Source organism: Bacillus sp. EB106-06-01-XG163, from assembly GCF_058791615.1.
In genome coordinates this window covers 246,379-262,011 of the sequence record NZ_JBYTDS010000001.1, presented here as the reverse complement: position 1 = coordinate 262,011, position 15,633 = coordinate 246,379, and the positions used below count along the sequence as shown (strand labels likewise).

The window sequence follows — 15,633 nt, the reverse complement described above, 5'->3', positions numbered from 1 at the left end:
AACTACCGGAAGGAGGGGGAAAAGGTGCATGAAGAAAAAGTAAAGCAGCTGATTCAGCGTTATTCCGATGTATACCTGCATGTCTTAAAAAAAATTGACAGCATTATCGCTGAAAAAGTGAACAAAGAACTGACATTGGATCAATATTACATCCTCCGCTATATTATGCTCAATCCCGATTGCAAATCAATTGAACTGGCCGCGGTGTGCCACGTCAATAAAAGCGCCATTACATCTATGACGAACCGCCTGTATGAAAAAGGCTACATCAATAGAGAACGCAGCCAAAGCGACCGCCGGAGCATACTTTTAAATGTCACGGAAAAGGGGACGGAAGTATTTCACCGTGTGGAGCGGCGGATTGAGGAACTCGTCCGTTCATATATTATGTATTTTGATGAAGACGAGGCGGAGATGTTCGTGAATACATATGAAAAATTATATCGATTGATGATGACTGAGGAGGATCAGCAGACATAATGAAAAACATTATCCGAGCCCGCTGGATCATCGCCGCGGTGTGGGTCGCCGCAACGGTGATATTTATGCTTACAGCGCCTGATATGGCTGAATTGACACGGGAGAAAGGGCAGATTTCCGTACCGGACGGATATTCCTCTTCTTACGCCCATGAATTGCTTGATGAAATGTCTGATTCCGATGCACCGTCTTCTTCTGCCGTCATCGTATTTCACGAAAAAGGCTTAATGACAGACAAAAAAAATCGTCTGGAAGAAGCCGTCAGCACTTTGTCTGAACATAAAAAAGCGCTTCAGATTAAAACAGTGACTTCATACTTCGGGGAGAAAAATGACGACATTAAAAAACAGCTGCTCTCAAAAGACAGACAAACGATGCTCGTTCAGCTGCAGCTTGATACATCCAAAAACGATATCATCGAAATAAAAAATAAAATTGATAAACAGCTGAAACCGTACGGCGTATCATACGGCATTACAGGCCAATCGCTGATCGACGAAGATGTGTTAAAAAGCTCACAGGACGGCTTGAAAAAGACTGAATATATAACGGTCGCTTTTATCCTGATCGTGCTGATCCTTGTATTTCGGTCAGTGGTCGCTCCGTTCGTGCCGCTTTTATCAGTATTGATATCTTATTTAGTCAGCCAGTCGATTGTCGCATTTTTAGTCGATCAGCTGAATTTTCCGCTCTCAACTTTTACGCAGATTTTTATGGTTGCGATTATGTTCGGGATCGGCACAGACTACTGCATTCTGCTTCTCAGCAGATTTAAAGAAGAACTGTCGCATGGCGCTGATATAAGAGAAGCGATCGTCGTCACCTACAAAACGGCCGGAAAGACGGTTTTGTACAGCGGCGGTGCGGTGCTGATCGGATTTGCCTGCATCGGATTTGCGACATTTAAGCTGTATCAGTCGGCAGCGGCCGTTGCGGTCGGTGTCGCGGTGCTGCTGCTTGCGCTCATGACGATCGTGCCGTTTTTTATGGCTGTTTTAGGAAAAAGCCTGTTTTGGCCTGTTAAGGGCGATATTTCCCATCCTCAAAGCAAAGCATGGGAAACGTCAGGGCGGTTTTCATTTAAAAGGCCGCTCATCAGTCTTGCAATCGTTGCGGTATTCACCGTCCCGCCTATCCTTCTTTACAAAGGGTCGCTGTCTTACAACAGTCTTGACGAAATCGGGGATAAATATGAATCCGTCCGCGCGTTTAATACGATTTCAGACGCATTCGGCCCGGGAGAACTTCTTCCGGCCACAGTCGTCATCAAAAATGATGAGACATTAAATACCGAAAAACACCTGATTGATATCGAAAAAATCAGCAGAGAACTTGAAAAAACAGAGGGTGTAAAAACGGTCAGAAGCGCCACGCGCCCCGCTGGAAACGGATTGAATCAATTATTTGTCACAAATCAGGCAAAGCAGCTTCAAGAAGGGCTTGATAAAGGCAATACAGGACTTGAAAAAATCACGGACGGATTAGGGCATGCCGCAAAGTCGTTAGCTGATTCACAGCCGCAGATCGAAGAGTCGGGCAAAAGCGTCAATCAGCTTATTGACGGAACATTGTCTCTGAAATCCGGGCTTTCTGATATAGGAGAAAACCTGAATAAACTGCAGGCTGGCGTGAACGAGAATAAAGCCGGCGTCGCCCAGATGAGAAAGCGGATTGAAGAGCAAAAACAAATGCTGACTTCACAGCTCAAACAAAACAGCGGTCTCGCTTCAGAAACGCAAAACGCTTTAAAATTGGTAAAAACCGTCCTGCCGATGAAAGATGAAGCCAGCAGACAGCTTGCCGATTTGAACAAGCAGCTTGCCCGGCTGCCGTTTGCAAAATTGGAAGCGTCAATACCGTCAGTCAAAACCGATCCCTCTTACCAAGAAATCAAATCGGCCTTTACGGGTGTACAGTCAGCCGTTTCCAAGGCAAACGCGGATGCAGAAGCTTTTTCTAAACAGGTCGACAGTCAAAAGGCTCATCTGCAGCAAGCGGAAAAACAATTTGCCCGACTGGCAGCCGCTCAGAAGAAGATTGACACTCAAATTAACGCAATGATCAATGGTCTGACCAGTATTGAAAACGGTCTGCAGCAAGTGTCAGACGGACAGGGGGCTCTCGCGGGACAAATGCCGCGCCTTGAATCGGCGGCAGGACAGCTCGCCGAGGGCCAGAAAAAAATGAAGAGCGGTCTCGGTGATTTTTCTTCCCGGCTCAGCGAACTTTCTTCCGGCCTTAACGACAGTGTAAAAGGGCTTAAGAAAGTATCAAGCGGCATGATGGGGGCGAATGATTACCTGGGTGAGCTTCACAAGGCGTCAGACAAAGAAATGACAGGCTGGTTTGTGCCGAAAGACGCGTTGACAAACAGTGATTTCACAAGCGTGTTTAATACGTACATGTCAGATGACAGAAAAACGACAGAATTGACCGTCGTTCTTGATCACAATCCTTACTCAAATACGGCCATTCAAGATATTCAAGCGATCAAAGCGAGCGTAAAAAGGGCCATTCCGAACACGGATCTGAAGAATGCTTCCTTCGGCGTTTCGGGAGTCTCCAGCATGAATGCCGATCTGAAGGAAGTATCGGATTCAGACTTCAAACGGACGGCCATGTTTATGCTGGCGGGAATTTTTCTGATTCTCATCGTGATGCTGCGCTCCCTCATTATGCCTGTTTATTTAGTGGCGTCGCTCGTACTGACGTATTTCGCATCCATCGGCGTGACGGAATACATCTTTACACACTTCTTCGGGTATCCGGGCGTAAACTGGGCCGTGCCGTTCTTCGGCTTTGTCATTTTGATGGCTCTTGGCGTGGATTATTCCATCTTTTTAATGGACCGCTTTAATGAGCTTAAAAAAGAAGGAACGGAACCCGCAATGATCAGCAGTATGAAAAATATGGGTTCCGTCATCATTTCTGCAGCCATTATTTTAGCGGGAACCTTTGCGGCCATGCTGCCGTCAGGCGTTCTTTCCTTATTACAGATTGCAACCGTGGTATTAACAGGCCTTCTCATGTACGCAATTGTCGTCCTTCCGTTTTTTGTACCGGTCATGGTGAAAATATTCGGAAGAGCCAACTGGTGGCCTTTCAATTTGAAAAAATAACGTTCAATGCCTCTGCCTGTTTTCGGGCAGAGGTTTTTTGTTTCCTTATAAATCCTCCAGTTGATATAATTACATCTGCGCACTCATTTTTGCGAATGCTGAAATTTGGTCATAATACATACTATGAAAGAATGAACGAAGGAGGTTTCACATGACTTACGTAAATGAAATGAAGTCAAAGCACGGCGGGATCACCGCCCACATCGTAAAGACCGAGAAATTTAAAACCGTTTCGCTGACGTTTAAAATGCTGGCTCCTTTAACGAAAGAGCTCGTAACAAAAAGAGCGCTGTTTCCGCATGTGCTTCTGCGCGGAACAGAAAGCCGCCCGAAAACCGCTGATCTGCGGTCTTATTTTGATGAGCTGTACGGCACATCCGTTTCAGCTGATCTGACAAAAAAGGGAGAACGTCATGTCATTACGTTCAGGCTTGAGATTCCTAATGAAAAGTATCTGAAGGACCGCACACCGTTATTGGAAAAAGGCCTTCAGCTTTTATCAGAGCTTGTCTTTTCGCCCGCTTTGGAAAACGGCGCCTTCCTGCCCCTTTATGTCACGCAGGAAAAACGGACGCTGAAACAGCGGATTCAAGCCGTATATGATGATAAGATGAGATATTCTAATCTGCGTCTCGTTCAGGAAATGTGCAAAAGCGAACCGTATGCCCTTCACGTCAACGGCGAGTTCGATGATGTTGAACACATTACACCGCAAGATTTGTATGAAGCCTATCAAAAAGCCATACGCGAAGATCAGCTGGACCTGTACGTCATCGGCGATGTTGATACAGATCAGGTGAAAACGGCCGTTGATACGTATTTTAAAACGGAAGAACGGGAGCTGCAGCCTTTTGAAAGAAGCGCGGCGAATGAACAGCCCGATCCGAAGGAAGTCATTGATGAAGAGGACGTCAAGCAGGGCAAGCTGAATATCGGATTCCGGACCAATACGACATATACAGATCCGGATTATCCGGCATTGCAGGTGTTTAACGGGCTGTTCGGGGGTTTCTCTCATTCAAAGCTGTTTATAAATGTCCGTGAAAAAGCGAGCCTCGCCTATTATGCAGCCTCAAGGGTGGAAAGTTTCAAAGGGCTTTTGATGGTCATGTCGGGCATTGAGGTGAAAAATTACAAGCAGGCCGTCACCATCATTGAAGAACAGTTTCAGGCTATGCAAAACGGTGACTTTTCAGAAGATGATATCGCCCAAACGAAAGCCGTTATTAAAAATCAAGTATTAGAAACCATTGATACGGCATACGGCTTAGCGGAATTTCTGTATCAGCAGGCCTCAGCCCAAGTAGAGATACCGATCGAAAGATTCCTTGACAATATCGAGAAAGTGACAAAAGAGGACATTATCAATGTCGGAAAGAACATTAAGCTGGATACGACTTATTTCTTAAAAGGGACGGGGGGAGCATCTTGACTAAACCGATAAACTTCGAACAGCTTCAGGAAACGCTGTATCATGAAAAAATGGCAAACGGCCTTGATGTCTATGTGCTGCCGAAACAGGGCTTTAATAAAACATACGCCGTGTTTACGACAAAGTACGGTTCCATTGACAATCAATTCGTTCCTTTAAATAAGGAAGAAATGGTACACGTCCCTGACGGAATCGCGCATTTTCTGGAGCATAAACTGTTTGAAAAAGCGGACGGCGACGTGTTTCAGGACTTTAGTAAGCAGGGGGCGTCGGCAAATGCCTTTACATCATTTACACGAACCGCTTATCTGTTCTCCAGTACTTCTAATGTGGAGAAAAACCTGGAAACACTCGTAGATTTTGTTCAGGACCCGTATTTCACGGAAAAATCAGTTGAAAAAGAAAAAGGCATCATCGGCCAGGAAATCAATATGTATGATGATAATCCGGATTGGCGGCTGTTTTTCGGCCTTATCGAAAATATGTATAAAGACCACCCCGTGAAAATTGACATTGCCGGAACGGTGGAGAGCATCTCTCATATTACGAAAGATCTGCTGTATGAGTGCTACGAAACGTTTTATCACCCGAGCAATATGCTGCTCTTTATCGTCGGTCCCGTAGATCCTGAAGCGGTCATCAGCCAGGTGCGGAAAAACCAGGAGAAAAAGCCGTTTACAGACCAGCCTGAAATCAAACGTGAAGAAGTTCAGGAGCAGGAAGCGGTTTTCCGCCGGGAGCAGGAATTAAAAATGAACGTGCAAGGCTCAAAATGTCTTGTCGGCTTAAAGGCGAAAGACCCTTATAAAACGGGGCAGGAGCTGTTGAAGCACGAGCTCAGCATGAACCTCATGCTTGAATGTCTCTTCGGAAAAAGCTCACCGCATTACGGTGACTTGTACGACAAAGGCTACATTGATGAAACCTTCAGCTTTGATTACACGGCTGAATACGGATTCGGTTTTGCCTCTGTCGGAGGAGATACACCGGAGCCGGATAAGCTCGCTGACGAATTAAAACAGATGCTGCTTGATGCAGAATCAGCCGTGACTGCGGAAAAACTTGATCTTGCGAGAAAAAAGAAAATCGGGTCATTTTTAAAAGCGCTCAATTCACCTGAATATATCGCCAACCAATTCACACGCTACGCCTTTTTAGATATGAGTCTGTTTGATGTCGTAACCGTACTGGAGCAGATTACGCTGGAAGACGTAAAGCGGGTCATTAAAGAAGAAATATCAGAAGACAGGCTGACAGTCTGCAAAGTCGTGCCAAAATCATAACAAAACATCCCTCACGCCCTGAGGGATGTTTTTCTGGGGAAAGAAGGAGTATTGATTGATGAAACAGACAGCGCTCGTAACCGGAGCAAGCGGCGGAATCGGACAAAGTATAAGTGAAGTCCTCGCAAAAAACGGATATGACGTCCTCTTGCATTATCATTCTAATAAGGAAGCCGCACACAGGCTTGCGGAAAGGCTGAGCGCATCATTCGGCGTAAAAGCCTCCGTTATTCAGGCGGATCTGTCCTCACCGGATGGCGCGGAGACACTCAGCCGTTCCGTTAAGCAGCCTGTGGATGCTCTGATATTAAACAGCGGCAAAAGTCATTTCGGCCTGATTACGGACGTTACGGATGACACGGCGCGGGAGATGGTGCAGCTGCATGTAACGAGTCCGTTTCTTTTGGCGCGTAATCTGATGCCCGGCATGATCCGGAAAAAAAGCGGGGGCATCATCGCGATCGGTTCCGTCTGGGGAGAAACAGGCGCATCGTGCGAGGTATTATACAGCATGGTCAAGGGAGCGCAGCATTCGTTCGTCAAAGCGCTTGCCAAAGAGCTTGCTCCGAGCGGCGTCCGCGTGAATGCAGTCTCGCCGGGTGCCGTTGATACAAATATGCTTGATCAGTTCACGTCTGATGAAAAAGAAGCGTTGGCAGAGGAAATTCCCGCGGGCCGGCTGGCAAAGCCGGAGGAAATCGCCGAAGCGGCGGCCTTTTTATTATCGGACAAGGCTTCCTATATTACGGGGCATATATTATCCGTAAATGGCGGCTGGCACTGCTGAAAAAAATGTGTGTATAGTTTGCATCTGTACGGACAAAATAATTTTGTAACAACAGATGAAATGGAGGAACCCAACATGTCAGTATTAGAAAACTGGGATAATTGGAAGAATTTCCTTGGCGACAGATTGAACTATGCGCAGGAAAAAGGGATGAGTGATGAAACGATCACTGACCTCGCTACAGAAATCGGCGGTTACCTTGCGAACGAAGTCGACTCGAAAAACCATCAGGAAAAAGTGCTTGCTGATCTTTGGAGCGTTGCTTCTGAAGATGAACAGCGCGCCATCGCAAATATGATGGTGAAGCTTGTTGAAAATAACAGCACTCATTAAGAGGGGGGATTTCTCCTCTCTTTTTTTATGTTTTCCTCTATAGAGCAACATTCTTCTTTCTAATTAGAGAAAAATGTTTTATGATAAAGGAAGGTAAAAATTTGCCACAATGGAGGGGGTATATCATTTGGCAAAGCTCGAATGGTATTTTGAATATGAAATTCAAGTGAACCGCCCCGGCCTGCTCGGGGATATTTCATCTCTTCTCGGGATGCTGTCAATTAATATTGTCACAATTAACGGTGTCGACCTTTCCAGAAGGGGAATGCTGCTCAGATGCCGGCATATAGATCAAATTAAACGATTGGAATCAATTTTAAAAACAATGGAGACCATTAAAGTAACGAAGCTGAGAGAACCGAGGCTTCGCGACCGTCTCGCAGTCCGCCACGGAAGATACATTCAGCGTGATGCCGATGACAAAAAAACCTTCCGTTTTGAAAGGGACGAGCTCGGTCTTCTGGTTGACTTTATGGCCGAGCTGTTTAAAAAAGAAGGACACAAACTGATCGGAATCCGGGGAATGCCGAGGGTCGGAAAAACGGAGTCCATCGTTGCGTCAAGCGTTTGTGCCAGCAAAAGATGGCTTTTCGTATCATCAACGCTGCTAAAACAAACGATCCGGAGCCAGCTGGTTGCCGATGAATACAGCACGGAAAACGTGTTTATCCTCGACGGCATCGTTTCGACAAGACGGGGATCTGAGCGCCATCTTCAGCTCGTCAGTGAAATTATGCGGCTTCCGGCGACAAAGGTCGTGGAGCACCCCGATATTTTTGTTCAAAATTCGGAGTATACGCTCGATGATTTCGATTATATTATCGAACTCAGAAATGATCCTGACGAAGTTATTACATATGAACATGCAGAAGAACCGCAAATATTTGATCAGACCGGTTTTTCAAGCTTTGATTTTTAATATTGGAAGGTGTTTGTTGTGACAGAATTAGCAATCCGGCTTAAAGAAGCCAGAGAGGAAAAAGGGATGTCATTGGATGAACTCCAGGCGGCGACGAAAATTCAGAAAAGATACTTAACCGCTCTGGAAGAAGGCAATTATGACGTCATTCCCGGCAATTTTTATGTGCGGGCGTTTATCAAGCAATACGCTGAAGCTGTCGGGCTTGATTCAGATCAGTTATTTGAAGAATATAAAAAAGACATCCCTAACACGTACCATGACGATGTGTCGGAAAAAATCTCCGGTCTCGCCATGCAAAGGGAGCTTCCTAAGTCCGCTTCAAAGGCGGCGGAATGGCTTCCGACCGTCCTTGTCGTCATCGGTGTCATTATCGTCATCGCGATCATTTATGCGATTATTCAGCTCGGAATGAGCAAATCCGGGCAGACAGATGGAGATAAGGCCGTCACCCAAAGTGAGAGCAAGTATGAGATTCCTAAGGATTCTGCGCTGAAAAACGACGGCAATACAAATGACGAAGCGCAATCTGACAGCAAAAAAGACAAAAAGGACACAAAAGCGTCAGAGCAGAAGAAAGAAAAAAGCAGTGAAAAGACGGAGATCAAAGCGGCCGGAACGGAAGGCTCGGCTTCTTCATACAACGTCTCCGGGGCAGATAAGTATAAGCTTGAACTGATTGCTTCTGACAGCGCATGGATCCGCGTCCGTGATGACAGCGGCGGTTCTTTAAAAGAAGGAACGCTGCAAAAAGGCGAAACCTTTAAAAAAGACGTCACGGATCAAAAGCAGATTGAAATCCGCACGGGCTATGCCCCTAACCTGAAAATTAAAATCAACGGAGAGGTTCTGTCCTATGAACTCAATCCGCATGATGTGATGGCGCAGACCATCACAATCAAGATGAAAAAATAAAAGGGGAAAAGTCATCTGAACGATTAAGATGACTTTTTCTTCACGTCCGAGTACATATTATTGGAGGGGCTTTATGTTTAACTTACCGAATAAAATCACACTGGCAAGAATCGCTTTAATTCCTGTATTTATGATTATCATGCTTGTTCCTTTTCAGTGGGGCAGCGTTCATATAGGGGATGAATCGATTCCGGTCGCGCATCTTACGGGAGCTGTTTTGTTCATTATCGCATCAACGACTGACTGGGTGGATGGCTACTACGCCAGAAAACTGAACCTCGTGACAAATTTCGGGAAATTTTTAGATCCGCTGGCTGACAAACTGCTGGTGTCCGCGGCATTAATTACGCTTGTGCAGTTTGACCTTGCGCCGGCGTGGATGGTCATCATCATCATCAGCCGCGAATTTGCCGTAACGGGATTAAGACTTGTGCTGGCGGGAACGGGGGAAGTTGTAGCCGCCAATATGCTGGGGAAAATTAAAACATGGGCTCAGATCATCGCTGTTGCCGCGCTTTTGCTGCATAATCTTCCGTTTGAGCTCGTTTCTTTCCCGTTCGGCGATATCGCTTTATGGGTGGCCGTGCTCTTCACAGTCATTTCCGGCTGGGATTATTTTGCGAAGAACTGGGATGCGTTAAAAACATCTAACTAAGAAAGAAGGACTTAAAGATGGAAATAGCAAAAAAAGCAGAAATCATTGCAGTCGGCTCGGAGCTTCTGCTCGGCCAGATCGCCAATACGAACGCGCAGTTTATCAGTAAAGAGCTGGCGGAAATCGGTGTAAACGTGTTTTATCATACCGCTGTCGGTGACAATCCGGAGCGGCTTAAGCAAGTCATCCGCATTGCCGAAGAGCGCTCAGACCTGATTATTTTTTCAGGCGGCCTCGGACCGACCAAGGACGATTTGACGAAAGAAACCATTGCAAACACACTGGGGCGCCCGCTCGTTCTGAATGACGAAGCATTCCGGTCGATCGAAGAATATTTCGCGAAAACAAAACGGACCATGTCGCCGAATAACCGCAAACAGGCGCTCGTCATTGAGGGCTCAGACGTTTTGGCGAATCATTTCGGCATGGCGCCGGGAATGCTTGCAGAGCACGGCTCAAGGCTTTATATGCTGCTTCCCGGGCCGCCGAGCGAGCTGCGTCCGATGTTTGAAAATGAAGCAAAGCCGCTGCTTCTTAAAAAGCTCGGTTCTAATGAGAAAATCGTTTCAACCGTGCTGCGGTTTTTCGGAATCGGTGAATCCCAGCTTGAAGCTGATTTAGAAGATATCATTGATGCGCAGACGAACCCGACGATTGCGCCGCTCGCTGCTGACGGAGAGGTCACGCTGCGTTTAACGGCGAAACATGCCGACGAAAAAGAAACAGAACGGCTTTTAAAAGAAACGGAAGCCGCCATTTTAGAACGTGTCGGTGAATTTTTCTACGGATATGATGATACGTCTCTGGTGAAGGAGCTTTCAAAAGCATGCAGACAAAACGGAATTACGATTTCCTCTGCCGAAAGCTTTACAGGCGGCCTGTTTTCAGAGAGGGTGACTGATTTAAGCGGTGCGTCTCAACTATTTGCAGGGGGCGTTGTCTGTTATTCCGACAGCGTGAAACAGCATGTGCTCGGCGTGAAAGCTGAGACGCTCGCAGAAAGCGGAGCGGTCAGCAAAGAGTGTGCGAAAGAGCTTGCAGCCGGTGTGAGAAAGCTGACCGGAAGCGATATCGGCATCAGCTTTACCGGGGTGGCGGGTCCCGACCCGCAGGAAGGGCATGCGCCGGGCCGCGTCTTTATCGGCATTTCAGCGGAAGGAAAAGAAGAGGTGCACGAATTTAACTTTGCCGGCTCAAGAACCGGGATCAGAAAGCGCGCCGCTAAATACGGCTGCCATCTCATTTTAAAAATGCTGGATCAAAAATAAAGTTTTAAAGAGCCGTTTTCTCTGATTTTTAAGTTTTATAAGGGAAATTATGCTCTTTTGCAGAAAAGCGAACGCGGAAAAAATCCGAATATGCGTTCGCTTTTTTCTTGGCAAATGCCAGTAAACAAGGTATAGTATATGTAGTGGCAAGATAAAGGAGGAAAAAATAAATGAGTGATCGTCAGGCAGCCTTAGATATGGCTCTTAAGCAAATAGAAAAACAATTCGGCAAAGGTTCCATCATGAAGCTCGGAGAAAAAACGGATACAAGAATTTCAACGGTGCCAAGCGGTTCCCTTGCACTTGATACCGCTCTCGGAATAGGCGGATACCCGCGCGGACGGATTATTGAAGTATACGGACCTGAAAGCTCAGGTAAAACGACTGTAGCGCTTCACGCAATCGCTGAGGTTCAGGAAAAAGGCGGACAGGCAGCATTTATTGATGCTGAGCATGCTCTTGATCCTGTTTACGCGCAAAAGCTCGGTGTCAATATCGAAGAGCTTCTGCTTTCTCAGCCGGATACGGGAGAGCAGGCGCTAGAGATTGCTGAAGCGCTGGTGCGAAGCGGAGCTGTTGATATCGTGGTCGTTGACTCTGTTGCGGCGCTTGTTCCAAAAGCTGAAATTGAAGGTGACATGGGTGATTCACACGTCGGTTTACAGGCGCGTCTTATGTCTCAGGCGCTCCGTAAGCTTTCCGGCGCTATCAATAAATCTAAAACAATCGCAATCTTTATTAACCAGATTCGTGAAAAAGTCGGCGTTATGTTCGGAAATCCGGAGACGACACCGGGCGGCCGCGCGCTGAAATTCTATTCTTCCGTGCGCCTTGAAGTGCGCCGTGCCGAGCAATTAAAGCAGGGCAACGACGTGATGGGGAATAAAACGAGAATTAAAGTCGTAAAAAACAAAGTCGCTCCTCCGTTCCGTACGGCTGAAGTGGACATTATGTACGGTGAAGGAATCTCCAAAGAAGGGGAAATCATCGACCTTGGAACTGAACTGGATATCGTGCAAAAAAGCGGTTCGTGGTATTCTTATGAAGAAGAACGCCTCGGTCAGGGCCGTGAAAACGCCAAGCAGTTCTTAAAAGAAAATAAAGACATCATGCTGATGATTCAGGAACAAATCCGTGAATATTACGGTTTAGACAATAACGGTGTAACGGACAAAGCGGAAGAAGTTCAGGAAGAGATGGAATTAGAAGAATAAAAACACGATCAAAAGAGCGGAATAAGCAATTTCCGCTCTTTTTTTGTGTGTTTCAAAAAAACACTGGCTGTTTCGGAAAATTTTATCTGGAATGTTACAACTTTTTTCACCCTTCACTCGTCTAACATCATGGCGAAAGTTGAAATTATATCTGAGGAGGAAAAAAGATGACGAGCCCCCGCCGCACAAGAATAAATAAAAAAAGAAAGAAGAAGCTGATGAAAACGGGAGGGCTGTTTCTTTTTCTGCTGCTTGTCACTGTTTTTATTATGATCTGGACCGTCACAGCGCATCACCGGGAGAAGGAATCCGTTAAAAACGCTCCCGCCGCTCAATCTGATACTTCAAAAGACCAGACTCAACAGAAAAAAGAAAAGACGCAAAAAGAGAAAACACCTAAATCAATCGATCACAATAAACAGATCAGCAATTACTTGCAACAGATCGGGTTCAGCGGCACAGCAATGATCGTAAAAGATGGAAAAGTTGTGCTGAAAAAAGGCTTTGGCTATGCGGACCGAAAACAAAAAATTAAAAACAATCCGGAGACATCATATTATATCGGTTCTTCACAAAAAGCGTTAATCGCGACGGCTGTCCTGCAGCTTGAAGAAAAAGGGCTGCTGCAGACGAGTGACCCCGTCAGTACATACTTGCCGAATTTTCCTAACGGCACGCGCATTACATTGAAAAACCTGCTCAATCATACGTCCGGCATAAACGGGCATATTGAGGGACAGGGACCGATTTCTCCAATTGATTTAATCAAGGATATAGAATACCGCGGAATTAAACGGCAGCCCGGGGTTTGGGATTACAGGGATTCCAACTATTCAGTGCTTGCTTATATCGTATCTCAAGTCAGCGGGGAGTCTTATGAACAATATATAAAAGAACACGTGTTCAAACCGGCCGGAATGAAGCATGCCGGATTTTACAAAACATTTGCCAAAGCCAAATATCCTGCCGTCGGCTACAAAGTCGATGAGAGCGGCAGTCTTGTAACGCCGCACCTTTTGGACTTATCGCAGCTGTACGGGGCGGGCGACATGTATATGAGCGCTGAAGATCTCTATAAATTTGATAAAGCGATCGTAAACGGCACGCTCCTTTCAAAAGAAAGCTTCACAAAAATGTTTACAGCAGGAAGCAGTGCCGCTTACGGCATGGGGTTTTACATTGATCCGGGAAGCTATTCCAATCACGGTGTTATGCCCGGTTACAACATTTTGAACAGCTTCAGCCATTCGGCAAGCAAATATGTCATATTACTGTCAAACATTCAGAATAACGCCAAATTAGGACAGGTAAACAATAGAATTTACCAATTGCTTAACCAGCCGGACTAACAGAGCCGTCATTCACGAAAAGCGGATCTAGGTATGGTATGATATATACATGGGCGAAGATCCGAGCTGAAGGCGAATCGTTAAGCTGGCAAGCTTGACAAGTATTTCCGACACAATTACAATGAAGTTGTAACATTTGTTTTTTTAACATGATTGTTAAACCATTTAAACTTGACAAGGGCGTGAGAGACTCATTCCCTGTGAAGGTTCTGTATGTTGAGAAAATCAGACAATGTACATGCCGGCACTTATTTAAGCAAAAACCAAGTTCATAGCAAGAGGAGGTGAAAGTATGACCCCAATGACGGTTCTCATCTCCATTTTGCTGACTCTGCTCGGTTTAGTTGTTGGCTACTATGTTCGTAAAACCATTGCCGAAGCAAAGATTGCGGGCGCACGCGGTGCTGCCGAGCAAATCCTTGAAGATGCAAAGCGTGATGCTGAAGCACTGAAAAAAGAAGCTCTGCTTGAAGCAAAGGACGAAATCCATACACTTCGAATAGATGCTGAACAGGAAGTTCGTGAAAGACGAAATGAGCTTCAAAAACAAGAAAACCGTTTACTTCAAAAAGAAGAAAATCTTGACCGTAAACATGAAGGAATTGATAAACGGGAAGCGATGTTGGAGAAGAAAGATCATTCTCTGAATGAACGACAACAACATATTGAAGAGATGGAAAGCAAAGTGGATGAGATGATTCGTATGCAGCAGTCAGAACTCGAACGCATTTCGAGCCTGACACGGGATGAAGCGAAACAAATCATTCTTGACCGGGTTGAAAATGAGCTTTCACATGACATCGCCATCATGACAAAAGAAACCGAAAACCGTGCGAAAGAAGAGGCAGATAAAAAGGCGAAAAACATTCTGTCGCTTGCTTTGCAGCGCTGTGCAGCAGATCATGTTGCCGAAACGACGGTATCGGTCGTCAATCTTCCGAATGATGAGATGAAAGGACGTATCATCGGCCGTGAAGGGCGTAACATTCGTACGCTTGAAACGCTTACAGGTATTGACCTGATTATTGATGACACACCTGAAGCAGTCATTCTTTCCGGATTTGATCCGATCAGACGGGAGACGGCAAGAATCGCTCTTGATAAACTCGTTCAGGATGGCCGTATTCACCCGGCGCGCATTGAAGAAATGGTTGAAAAATCCCGCCGTGAGGTAGATGACTATATCCGGGAAATGGGTGAGCAGACGACGTTTGAAGTCGGCGTTCACGGACTCCACCCGGATCTGATCAAGATCCTCGGCCGGTTGAAATTCCGTACAAGCTACGGGCAGAACGTACTGAAACATTCTATGGAAGTTGCGTTTTTAGCAGGTTTAATGGCTTCCGAGCTTGGAGAAGATGCAAAGCTTGCCAAGCGGGCCGGTCTTCTGCATGACATCGGAAAAGCAATTGACCATGAAGTGGAAGGAAGCCACGTGGAAATCGGAGTGGAGCTTGCGACCAAATATAAAGAGCATCCAGTCGTCATTAACAGTATTGCGTCACACCACGGAGACGAAGAGCCGACTTCCATTATCGCCGTTCTGGTTGCTGCCGCTGATGCACTGTCAGCCGCAAGACCGGGTGCGAGAAGTGAAACGCTCGAAAACTATATCCGCAGACTTGAAAAGCTTGAAGAAATCTCCGAGTCTTACGAAGGTGTTGAAAAATCATTTGCGATTCAGGCCGGCCGTGAAGTTCGCATCATGGTGAAGCCGGACTCCATTAATGATTTAGAAGCCCATCGTTTGGCACGTGATATCCGTAAACGAATTGAGGACGAGCTTGATTATCCGGGCCACATTAAAGTGACCGTAATCAGAGAAACTCGAGCCGTAGAGTATGCAAAATAAAGTGATGCTTAGCGCATCACTTTATTT

13 protein-coding genes are annotated in these 15,633 nt (G+C 46.1%); all 13 read left to right on the top strand.

Going from position 1 to position 15,633, the window contains the following annotated elements; translation table 11 throughout:
- Window positions 1–24: 24 nt before the first annotated feature.
- The 13 genes from AC3WTF_RS00870 (at window position 25) to rny (ending at window position 15,606) form a co-directional block, all read left to right on the top strand.
- Entirely contained in the window at window positions 25–480 is a 456-nt protein-coding gene (locus AC3WTF_RS00870; protein WP_003154157.1) for a MarR family winged helix-turn-helix transcriptional regulator, read from the top strand.
- The gene (locus tag AC3WTF_RS00865) at window positions 480–3,599 is read left to right on the top strand and encodes an MMPL family transporter (protein WP_492314156.1); all 3,120 of its coding nucleotides are present in this window, start codon (window positions 480–482) and stop codon (window positions 3,597–3,599) included. Before AC3WTF_RS00870 ends, AC3WTF_RS00865 begins: the two co-directional genes overlap by 1 nt.
- Window positions 3,600–3,750: 151 nt before the next feature.
- A complete protein-coding gene (yfmF, locus tag AC3WTF_RS00860) occupies window positions 3,751–5,031 on the top strand; it encodes an EF-P 5-aminopentanol modification-associated protein YfmF (RefSeq protein ID WP_012117578.1) in 1,281 nt (426 codons plus the stop codon).
- Window positions 5,028–6,314 (top strand): EF-P 5-aminopentanol modification-associated protein YfmH, encoded by a 1,287-nt coding sequence (yfmH, locus tag AC3WTF_RS00855; RefSeq protein ID WP_047935722.1) that lies wholly within the window; start codon window positions 5,028–5,030, stop codon window positions 6,312–6,314. Before yfmF ends, yfmH begins: the two co-directional genes overlap by 4 nt.
- A gap of 58 nt (window positions 6,315–6,372) precedes the next feature.
- Window positions 6,373–7,101 (top strand): elongation factor P 5-aminopentanone reductase, encoded by a 729-nt coding sequence (ymfI, locus tag AC3WTF_RS00850; protein ID WP_020955836.1) that lies wholly within the window; start codon window positions 6,373–6,375, stop codon window positions 7,099–7,101.
- A gap of 75 nt (window positions 7,102–7,176) precedes the next feature.
- On the top strand, window positions 7,177–7,434 hold the full coding sequence (locus AC3WTF_RS00845) for a DUF3243 domain-containing protein (RefSeq protein WP_003154150.1): 258 nt from the start codon (window positions 7,177–7,179) through the stop codon (window positions 7,432–7,434).
- A 127-nt stretch (window positions 7,435–7,561) separates the two neighbouring features.
- Window positions 7,562–8,353 (top strand): DUF3388 domain-containing protein, encoded by a 792-nt coding sequence (locus tag AC3WTF_RS00840; RefSeq protein ID WP_007409819.1) that lies wholly within the window; start codon window positions 7,562–7,564, stop codon window positions 8,351–8,353.
- Between the two features lie 18 nt (window positions 8,354–8,371).
- Entirely contained in the window at window positions 8,372–9,268 is an 897-nt protein-coding gene (locus AC3WTF_RS00835) for a helix-turn-helix domain-containing protein (protein WP_007409820.1), read from the top strand.
- Between the two features lie 73 nt (window positions 9,269–9,341).
- The gene (gene pgsA, locus AC3WTF_RS00830; RefSeq protein ID WP_007409821.1) at window positions 9,342–9,923 is read left to right on the top strand and encodes a CDP-diacylglycerol--glycerol-3-phosphate 3-phosphatidyltransferase; all 582 of its coding nucleotides are present in this window, start codon (window positions 9,342–9,344) and stop codon (window positions 9,921–9,923) included.
- A 17-nt stretch (window positions 9,924–9,940) separates the two neighbouring features.
- Window positions 9,941–11,191 (top strand): competence/damage-inducible protein A, encoded by a 1,251-nt coding sequence (locus tag AC3WTF_RS00825; protein WP_020955837.1) that lies wholly within the window; start codon window positions 9,941–9,943, stop codon window positions 11,189–11,191.
- Between the two features lie 170 nt (window positions 11,192–11,361).
- Window positions 11,362–12,405 (top strand): recombinase RecA, encoded by a 1,044-nt coding sequence (gene recA / locus AC3WTF_RS00820; protein WP_003154145.1) that lies wholly within the window; start codon window positions 11,362–11,364, stop codon window positions 12,403–12,405.
- Between the two features lie 167 nt (window positions 12,406–12,572).
- Window positions 12,573–13,754, top strand: coding sequence for a serine hydrolase domain-containing protein (locus AC3WTF_RS00815; protein ID WP_007409824.1), 1,182 nt, complete (start codon window positions 12,573–12,575; stop codon window positions 13,752–13,754).
- A gap of 292 nt (window positions 13,755–14,046) precedes the next feature.
- On the top strand, window positions 14,047–15,606 hold the full coding sequence (gene rny / locus AC3WTF_RS00810) for a ribonuclease Y (protein ID WP_003154140.1): 1,560 nt from the start codon (window positions 14,047–14,049) through the stop codon (window positions 15,604–15,606).
- Window positions 15,607–15,633: the final 27 nt, after the last annotated feature.

What these genes read in the sequence shown, in the direction of transcription:
- AC3WTF_RS00865 (WP_492314156.1), top strand. Translation starts at nt 480, where the DNA reads ATGAAAAACATTATCCGAGCCCGCTGGATCATCGCCGCGGTGTGGGTC.
- yfmF (WP_012117578.1), top strand. Translation starts at nt 3,751, where the DNA reads ATGACTTACGTAAATGAAATGAAGTCAAAGCACGGCGGGATCACCGCC.
- ymfI (WP_020955836.1), top strand. Translation starts at nt 6,373, where the DNA reads ATGAAACAGACAGCGCTCGTAACCGGAGCAAGCGGCGGAATCGGACAA.
- AC3WTF_RS00845 (WP_003154150.1), top strand. Translation starts at nt 7,177, where the DNA reads ATGTCAGTATTAGAAAACTGGGATAATTGGAAGAATTTCCTTGGCGAC.
- pgsA (WP_007409821.1), top strand. Translation starts at nt 9,342, where the DNA reads ATGTTTAACTTACCGAATAAAATCACACTGGCAAGAATCGCTTTAATT.
- AC3WTF_RS00825 (WP_020955837.1), top strand. Translation starts at nt 9,941, where the DNA reads ATGGAAATAGCAAAAAAAGCAGAAATCATTGCAGTCGGCTCGGAGCTT.
- recA (WP_003154145.1), top strand. Translation starts at nt 11,362, where the DNA reads ATGAGTGATCGTCAGGCAGCCTTAGATATGGCTCTTAAGCAAATAGAA.
- AC3WTF_RS00815 (WP_007409824.1), top strand. Translation starts at nt 12,573, where the DNA reads ATGACGAGCCCCCGCCGCACAAGAATAAATAAAAAAAGAAAGAAGAAG.
- rny (WP_003154140.1), top strand. Translation starts at nt 14,047, where the DNA reads ATGACCCCAATGACGGTTCTCATCTCCATTTTGCTGACTCTGCTCGGT.